This is a genomic window from Psychrobacter sp. AOP3-A1-26 (genome assembly GCF_052378235.1).
GTDB lineage: Bacteria > Pseudomonadota > Gammaproteobacteria > Pseudomonadales > Moraxellaceae > Psychrobacter.
Map to the genome: position 1 here is coordinate 1 of NZ_JBQSXN010000113.1, position 7,990 is coordinate 7,990.

The following is a 7,990-nucleotide window of genomic DNA, read 5'->3' on the forward strand; positions in this document are numbered from 1 at the left end:
ACATTTGGTATTGCACTTCATGTGTTAATCTAAGTTTATTAAATTCATTAGGAGTGCATCATGAGCGAAAACAAAACGAATGAGCTTGATGACCACAATCAAAGCACTGCTCAAAACGCTACTCAAGATGCTACCCAAGACCCTGCTCAGAACAATCAGATGCCGTCCAATGCGCCATCAGCAGCAACTCATCTAGAAAAGCCAAAAACCGATGAAACTGATGCGACGGTGGCTATACCGAAAGAAGAAGATTCAGCAGCGACGCCTGTTGCCGCTGAGACAACAGATAGTGATGCAGATGAACCCCCAATGCCCCCAAAAGAGCCCATTCCTAGCTCTGCGGGTTGGTCACCTAAAAAGAAATCTTACTTCAATCTAGGCCTATTAATTGCATTAGTTACTATTGGCGTGCTTTTGATTCTTTATGCATGGAAACTGCCCCCGTTTACGCCTACCGTGCAGCAAACCAATAATGCTTTTGTAAAAGGTCAAACAACCATTATCAGCCCACAAGTCTCAGGCTATGTCACGAAAGTAGCAGTCGAAGATTTTGCCAGCGTCAAAGCTGGTGATTTATTGGTCAAAATAGACGATCGAACCTTTCAGCAGCAACTCGAGCAAGCGCAGGCCAATATCGAAGTTGCGGTGACCAACCGCTCTAGTAATGCTCAGGACACGGGAACCAATCAAGCACAAATCGAAGCACGCGAAGCTGATTTATATAGCACCAAAGTCAGCGTTGACAGTGCACGTGAAGATGTTAATCGTTATGAAGGTTTGGATGCTATTGGCGCTGTTTCAAAGGCAGAAGTTGCCCATATAAAAGCACAACTTGCTCAAGCACAAGCGAGTGTTCAACAAGCAGAAGCTAATTTACAAGTTGCCCGTGAGGCTAGCGAAAAGACCAGTGGCAGCCGCTCTTCCTTAGATGCCAATATTAAAAATGCGGAAGCGGGTGCCAAGCAAGCGCAGATTAATTTGGATAATACGGTCATCACTGCACCTGAATCGGGGCAGTTGAGTCAAGTTAGTGTCAAAGAGGGACAATATGTGAGTGCTGGTACTCAGCTAATGTATATCGTACCAAAAGGCATTTGGGTTATCGCCAACTTTAAAGAAACCCAAGTGGCCAACATGACTGTCGGCGAGCCTGCGACTGTACGTGTCGATGCGTTGGGCGGCGTTAAGTTCCGTGGTCATGTGAGCAACATCTCGCCAGCCACTGGCAGTGAGTTTAGTGCAGGCGCGGCAAATCCTGCGACTGGCAACTATATTAAAATCGCTCAGCGCATTCCGGTACGTATTGACTTAGAACAAAACCAACCTGAGCTTGCACAATTGCGCCCTGGTATGTCGGTGTCAGTCGATGTGGATACCGATGTTAAAAAAGAGCCTAAGAGAGTGAATACTCAGAGTAATTAATAAAACTGACCTACATACTTCTTATCAAGAAAGCCTTTAAAAGCAATTTTTAGGAACATCTTTTAGACAAAGCTTTTAGAAAGTCAGTACCATAAAAAGCCAGCTTATTCGCTCTTATAAAACGGCGAGTAAGCTGGCTTCTTTGTCTAATTTGACTATTGTCATACTTATACTATTCACAAAAACTAGATAGAGTAGCAAGGAAAACGAGTGCAAATGCTACGCACTGTAGACTAAACGAGTTTGACACAGCTAATCGTACTTTTTGGGTTTGGTATTATACCTACATATGAGTAGCAAACAGGTCTAAGGCAATAAGCGTTTGGTACTCCAGCTATCACTATTTTTTTTACTATAGACAATACGGTCATGCATACGGTTGGCACGGCCTTGCCAAAACTCAATCTCATTGATAGTAATTTCATAACCACCCCAAAACGCTGGCGTCGGCACTTGGCTATCTTCTGGATATTCGCTTTGTAGCTGATCAAACTTGTTTTCCATGACCTCACGGTTAGCCACTTCACCACTTTGAGGTTGACTGACCCATGCCCCTACTTGGCTGTCATGTGGGCGCTTTTGAAAGTAAGTAGCTGATTTATCAGCAGCAATTTTAGCAATGCTACCGCTGATACGTGCTTGACGCTCCAGCTCATGCCAAAAGAATAACACCTCGGCATTCGGGTTTTCGGCAATATCCTGCCCTTTGGCGCTTTCATAATTGGTATAAAATACCACGCCATTTTCAGTAATCTCACGCATAAGGACGATACGTACACTAGGCTTGTTGTCCGCGCCACACGTCGCCAGACTCATTGCATAAGGCTCTTGAACTTTTTGTGCTATTGCCTCATTCATCCAGCCTTTTAAAAGCTCAAATGGTGACGCTGGTACAGACTGTTGATCAAGTTCACCTTTTTCGTACGACAAACGCTGATCGGTAAAATCCATGCTCATGGTCATTCCTTATTTTAATATTGTTATCTAATGATATTAACCTAATACGGCTTTGATATGATCAGCCAAATCGTTCGCCAATACATCACATTCTATTTCATCATCTGACTCAACCATCACTCGTATCATTGGCTCAGTACCTGATTGACGAATCAATAGACGACCACGACCTTCTAAAGTATCCTGTGCTTTCTCAAAAGCCGCGACCAATTCTTGATGCTCAAAAGGATCTTGCATTTGACTTAAACGCACATTGACCAGTTTTTGCGGTAGTTTTTCGAAACCCTCGACAAGATCGCTTAAAGCACGGCTTCGGGCTTGCATGACGGACAACACTTGTAAACCTGCAATGATCGCATCACCCGTTCGGCTTTTATCCAAGCATAAAATGTGACCTGACGGCTCACCGCCCAATATCCAACCATTGGCCTCAAGGTCTTGCATCACATAGCGATCGCCCACTTTTGCCCGAGTAAAATCAATATCAGCGGCTTTTAATGCCAACTCTAAGCCCATATTACTCATCAGCGTACCCACGACACCCTTAGCCTTGATCTGACCTTGGGTAGCCAGTACATACAAAATGCCATCGCCATCGACTAAGTTACCAGCTTCATCCACCATCACGATACGGTCACCATCACCATCTAGCGCAATACCAACATCTGCATCGTGTTTCAGTACAGCTTTTTGTAGACCTTCAGGATGGGTAGAGCCGCAGTCAGCATTGATATTAACCCCATCAGGCGTATTGTTGATGGCAATCACGTTAGCGCCCAGCTCACGCATGACTCTTGGAGCCACGCTATAGCCTGCGCCATTGGCACAATCCACAACGACTGTCAGATGACTCAGGTCATACTGATAAGGAAAACTGCCTTTACAGAATTCGATATAGCGACCTTTGGCATCATTGATTCGATTGTTTTTTCCCAACTCTGCTGGATCCAGAATGGGCATGATCACATTATTATCAGCCTCAGAGGCGCTCATGATGGCTTTTAATTTGTCATTAATAGAGCTTTGCAGCTCATCGGTCAGTTTCTTACCATCACCTGAAAACAGCTTGATACCGTTATCATAATAAGGGTTGTGCGATGCCGAGATAACCACGCCAGCATCTGCATTGAAACTGCGGGTCAAATGCGCAATAGCTGGTGTGGGCAATGGGCCGAGCATGTGAACATCGACACCAGCAGCATTGAACCCTGCTTGTAGCGCTCCTTCAATCACATAGCCTGACAGGCGTGTATCTTTACCGATGACCACACTTGGCTTGCGAGTAGGATTGTCATTGTTCTCTATCAGCACCTGTCCCGTCACATAGCCCAACTTTAAAATAAAATCAGGGGTAATTGGTAACTCACCAAATTTTCCGCGAATGCCATCGGTGCCAAAGTAGCTCATTATGTATGCTCCCAAAATCTAAAAGTGAAAAGTCAGGCCTATATATCGTCAGTTCAAAATAAAAGTGATACGGTTGTAGTAAATAATAACGTGCTATTGCTATAAAATGAATCCACTATATAGGCGCTAATATAGTTGTTGTAATATGTTCCTGTATTTTACAAAAAAAACAGCCAACAATAACAAGGCATTGTTGGCTGTTTGTATCTTAAGGTCACTATAGCCCTGAAAGTCAGCTATTTTTAAGGTGATATAGGGCTATTAATCATTATCCAAGAGTTATCGTTTAGTTGACGCGATAGTTTGGTGCTTCTTTAGTGATTTGCACGTCGTGAACATGCGACTCTTTCATACCTGCTGACGTTACTTTGATAAACTGTGGATTGGCACGCATATCCTCGATGGTTGCAGAGCCAGTGTAGCCCATCGATGAGCGCAAGCCGCCAACCAATTGATTGACAATACCAGCGACTGGGCCTTTATAAGGGACGCGGCCTTCGATACCTTCTGGGACCAGTTTTTCTATTCCATCTTTGGCATCTTGAAAATAGCGATCCGATGAGCCATTCGAGCCTGACATCGCCCCAAGGCTACCCATACCACGATAGGCTTTATAATAACGACCTTGGAATAACTCCACCTCGCCTGGCGCTTCTTCGGTACCAGCCATCAACGAGCCTACCATGATGCAAGAAGCACCAGCGGCAATGGCTTTGGCCATATCACCTGAGTAACGAATACCACCATCAGCAATCAGTGGAATGCTATCTTGTAATGCACTGGCCACATTATCTATCGCTGAAATTTGCGGTACACCAATACCAGCGATGATACGCGTGGTACAGATAGAACCCGGACCAATACCCACTTTTACTGCATCAGCACCAGCATCACGCAATGCTTTAGCCGCATCACCTGTTGCGATGTTACCACCGATCACTTGCACCTGTGGGTAGTGTTTCTTAATCCAAGACACTTTATCGATCACACCTTTTGAATGACCGTGTGCCGTATCGACCACGATAACATCGACATCAGCGGCGATTAATGCCTCAACGCGTGCTTGGGTGTCTGCGCCTGTACCAACAGCAGCACCAACACGTAAACGACCCTGTTCATCTTTACAGGCGTTTGGATTGTTTTCCGCTTTTGCAAAGTCATTCACTGTAATCAAACCGCGTAAACGGAACTGATCGTCAATCACGATGACTTTTTCGATGCGGTGCTCATGTAACAAGCGTTTGATATTTTCGTTGCTTTCACCTTCATGTACCGTTACCAACTGGGCTTTTGGTGTCATTATTTTGCTGACTGGCAATGATAGATTGGTCTCAAAACGCCAATCTCTATGGGTCACAATACCCATCACATTATCAGTGCCTTTTTCGACCACAGGTACGCCTGAAATGTTATTGTCTTGGGTCAGCTTTAGCAACTCACCAATGGTCATTTCAGGATGTACCGTGATAGGATCAACCACCGTACCCGCTTCAAATTTTTTGACGCGGCGAACTTGTGTGGCTTGCTTGGCGATATCCATGCTCTTATGCAAGATACCCATACCGCCTAACTGCGCCATGGTGATAGCCATTTCAGACTCAGTCACCGTATCCATAGCAGCAGAGACAAGCGGTAGGTTCAACGTGATATTTTTGGTCAAACGTGTAGACAGGTCGGCAGTTTTTGGCAGGACTTCAGAATAGGCTGGCAACAATAAAACGTCATCAAAGGTTAAGGCTTCATCGACAATTCGCAACATACAGACCCCTAGTAGTGGTTATTTTGATGGGTGGACAATGCAGACATCAAGTCAATAAACTAACGTTTTATCAAAGCCAAAGGTGATGAAAAAACAGTGAGGAACAAACACTATATACAAATATTCGCTCGGCACATTAGCAATTTATTAGCGGTAACGAGACGGTTGGTTAAATAGATTTGCCAATATAGCGTATCTAAACACCCTAAAGTCTAATTACACGACGCTTAACAACTGAATTATCCCTTAAAAATAACGCCATATTATAACAAATAAAGCAAGGCTTCGCATAACATATTTGTCAGCTTATTTTGCCATGACGGTGCCATTGTTTTTAAACGTCGCTACTCTTAAATATCAAACGCTCAGCCGGTAAGTAGTCTTTTTGTTCGGTATATAAATAACTCATCATCTGCTCACGTACTTCACACTCAAGCGTCCAAGCGTTTAATGGGCTATCAGATGCCTGGCTACAGCGTAGCTTGATGCTACTTTCTGACACTGACACTGTATGCATCTCAGGTTCCGTCTCAACGTCCCATAGCTCATTTTCTTTCACCAGCTCGATATATTTTTGTCGAATAGCGTCAATATCAGCACCATAATCGACATATAAATAAATTACTGAAGTTTGATGCGATTCTGTATGCGACCAGTTCTCCACAATCTCAGTAATAAAGTGACGCATGGGCACGATCAAACGACGCTCATCCCATGTTTTTAATACCGCATAGGTATAGCCTAAATCCTCAATCGTACACCACTCACCTTCCATCATCACTGTATCGCCAATCCGCACAGGCTGCGTAATGGCAACCTGTGTCCCAGCAATAATATTACCTAGAATAGGCTGTGCAGCAATACCAATGACCGCGCCGGCAATACCTGCTGACGTTAACAAGGTTTTACCCAAACCGTCTATATTAGTAAACTCACTAAGTCCTACCCAAATACCACCAAGAATCATAACAAAAATAAAAATACGGCGAAATATAGAAACATAGGTGCGGCGACTGCGACTTTTATCAAAATGCTCATCGCTTAAGTTTTCAATTTGCAAATCTTTGTAGCGATTGGCAAAAAAATTAATGGCTTGAATACCCAGCCACATGGTACTAAACACCAATCCAACCCAAACGACTGGTCGTGTCGATGAGGCAACGGCATCTAAATAAGGAAGACCGCCTGACACTAGGGTATAAACCGACGAAAAACTGATGGTAAAGGTCAAAGGCACCGTGAGCTTATTGACCAAATCTTCCACGCCATTATGGTGAAGCGTACCGAGGCGATTTCCTTCTTTATCTACCACATACCAATTGAGGATTTTGCCAGCAGCTTTACTTAACAACCAACCCACTGCCATGGTAAAAAAGAAAAATAGCAGTAGCGCTAAAAATTCCCAAACGGTGATACTAAAAATCTTTAGCTGTGTCCACTCCGGTAAATAACGCTCAAACTTAGCGGGGCGATACTGCTCATAAAGCTTATCAATATTACTAACCGTTTGGGCTGAAAACACCCAAAAAGGCGCGCTATCATCAATGCGTACCCGCTCTAGATGTATCGGAACACGGCGGTCGCGATAGTCGATATAACCAAGCTGAATCGAGCGTCTAGGAATGCCTTGAATGCTATTAGTGCTACCAAGCGGTGGTTCAACCAAGCCATCAGGACGATCTGGCAGGTTATCAAACACATACAGATTTTTTTCCATTAATAAGAAATCAAGTTGCTTGGCAAGCTCCAGCGCACGACCGCGCTGTAACTTACTATCAATCAAGTTCATATTCAGCGCATAGGCGGCTAAGTCATATTGCTGCTTCATGATTGCCGATTGGAAAAACTCCAAGGTTGCAAGCGGTGTCGAAAAATTGGGGGTTTCAGCTAACGGTGGTAAGCCACTATTTAACTTATTTAAAGCATAGTAGCTTTCGTTATAATCGCCAGTGAGGCCAGCATCCCCTTGCAGCACACCCGCTTGCTGCACCGTTTTTTTCTCTAGTGGACTAATCACTTCTTCGGCAATAGCAGAAACACTAAGACCTTCGGCTTTTAGTTCATCAAATTTTTGCGCCGCATACTCCGTTAAATTGTCAGGTTTGTCTGCGGCTGATGCGTTAACTGGCTCATTTGCGCTTTGCTTACTTTCACTTTGCTCACTTTCACCTCCCTCATAGCTACTTGCTGCATAAGTAGGCGCATCAATAACACTAACGATAATAATAAAACTCAACAATACCTGAGCAAGAGGTCTGCGTAGACCACGGCGCTGCGTGTTGTTGTGGTCACCATCGACATGAATTGTCATATCATGACCGCTCACCGCGCTGTTTTTGAGAGTGTTCATATTTTGATAATCACTAGTCTATGAGAATGTTTTATAAAAAATTGACTGAAAGCGGTTTTAAACTCAAGTATCCTGTCATTTTCTGTATCATTTAA

The 7,990-nt window shown here is 44.0% G+C and carries 5 protein-coding genes; 1 reads left to right on the forward strand and 4 read right to left on the reverse strand.

What is annotated here, in order from left to right; translation table 11 throughout:
- Nucleotides 1–60: 60 nt before the first annotated feature.
- Nucleotides 61–1,422 carry an HlyD family secretion protein gene (locus tag ACT3TU_RS13105; protein ID WP_444784470.1) on the forward strand — a complete coding sequence of 454 codons (1,362 nt, stop codon included), beginning with the start codon at nt 61–63 and terminating at the stop codon, nt 1,420–1,422.
- Between the two features lie 306 nt (nt 1,423–1,728).
- On the opposite strand, the gene pdxH is transcribed toward ACT3TU_RS13105, so the two are convergent.
- The 4 genes from pdxH to ACT3TU_RS13125 all read right to left on the reverse strand — a co-directional run bounded on the left by pdxH (nt 1,729) and on the right by ACT3TU_RS13125 (nt 7,895).
- Nucleotides 1,729–2,373, reverse strand: coding sequence for a pyridoxamine 5'-phosphate oxidase (gene pdxH / locus ACT3TU_RS13110; protein ID WP_192529646.1), 645 nt, complete (start codon nt 2,371–2,373; stop codon nt 1,729–1,731).
- A gap of 42 nt (nt 2,374–2,415) precedes the next feature.
- Nucleotides 2,416–3,786, reverse strand: coding sequence for a phosphoglucosamine mutase (glmM, locus tag ACT3TU_RS13115; protein ID WP_192529642.1), 1,371 nt, complete (start codon nt 3,784–3,786; stop codon nt 2,416–2,418).
- Between the two features lie 286 nt (nt 3,787–4,072).
- A complete protein-coding gene (gene guaB / locus ACT3TU_RS13120) occupies nt 4,073–5,545 on the reverse strand; it encodes an IMP dehydrogenase (protein WP_192529641.1) in 1,473 nt (490 codons plus the stop codon).
- 334 nt (nt 5,546–5,879) lie between these two features.
- Nucleotides 5,880–7,895, reverse strand: coding sequence for a mechanosensitive ion channel family protein (locus ACT3TU_RS13125; RefSeq protein ID WP_444784471.1), 2,016 nt, complete (start codon nt 7,893–7,895; stop codon nt 5,880–5,882).
- Nucleotides 7,896–7,990 lie beyond the last annotated feature (95 nt).

Excerpts from the sequence above, each read along its gene's own strand:
- ACT3TU_RS13105 (WP_444784470.1), top strand. The coding sequence starts at position 61 with ATGAGCGAAAACAAAACGAATGAGCTTGATGACCACAATCAAAGCACT.
- pdxH (WP_192529646.1), bottom strand. The coding sequence starts at position 2,373 with ATGGATTTTACCGATCAGCGTTTGTCGTACGAAAAAGGTGAACTTGAT.
- glmM (WP_192529642.1), bottom strand. The coding sequence starts at position 3,786 with ATGAGCTACTTTGGCACCGATGGCATTCGCGGAAAATTTGGTGAGTTA.
- guaB (WP_192529641.1), bottom strand. The coding sequence starts at position 5,545 with ATGTTGCGAATTGTCGATGAAGCCTTAACCTTTGATGACGTTTTATTG.
- ACT3TU_RS13125 (WP_444784471.1), bottom strand. The coding sequence starts at position 7,895 with ATGAACACTCTCAAAAACAGCGCGGTGAGCGGTCATGATATGACAATT.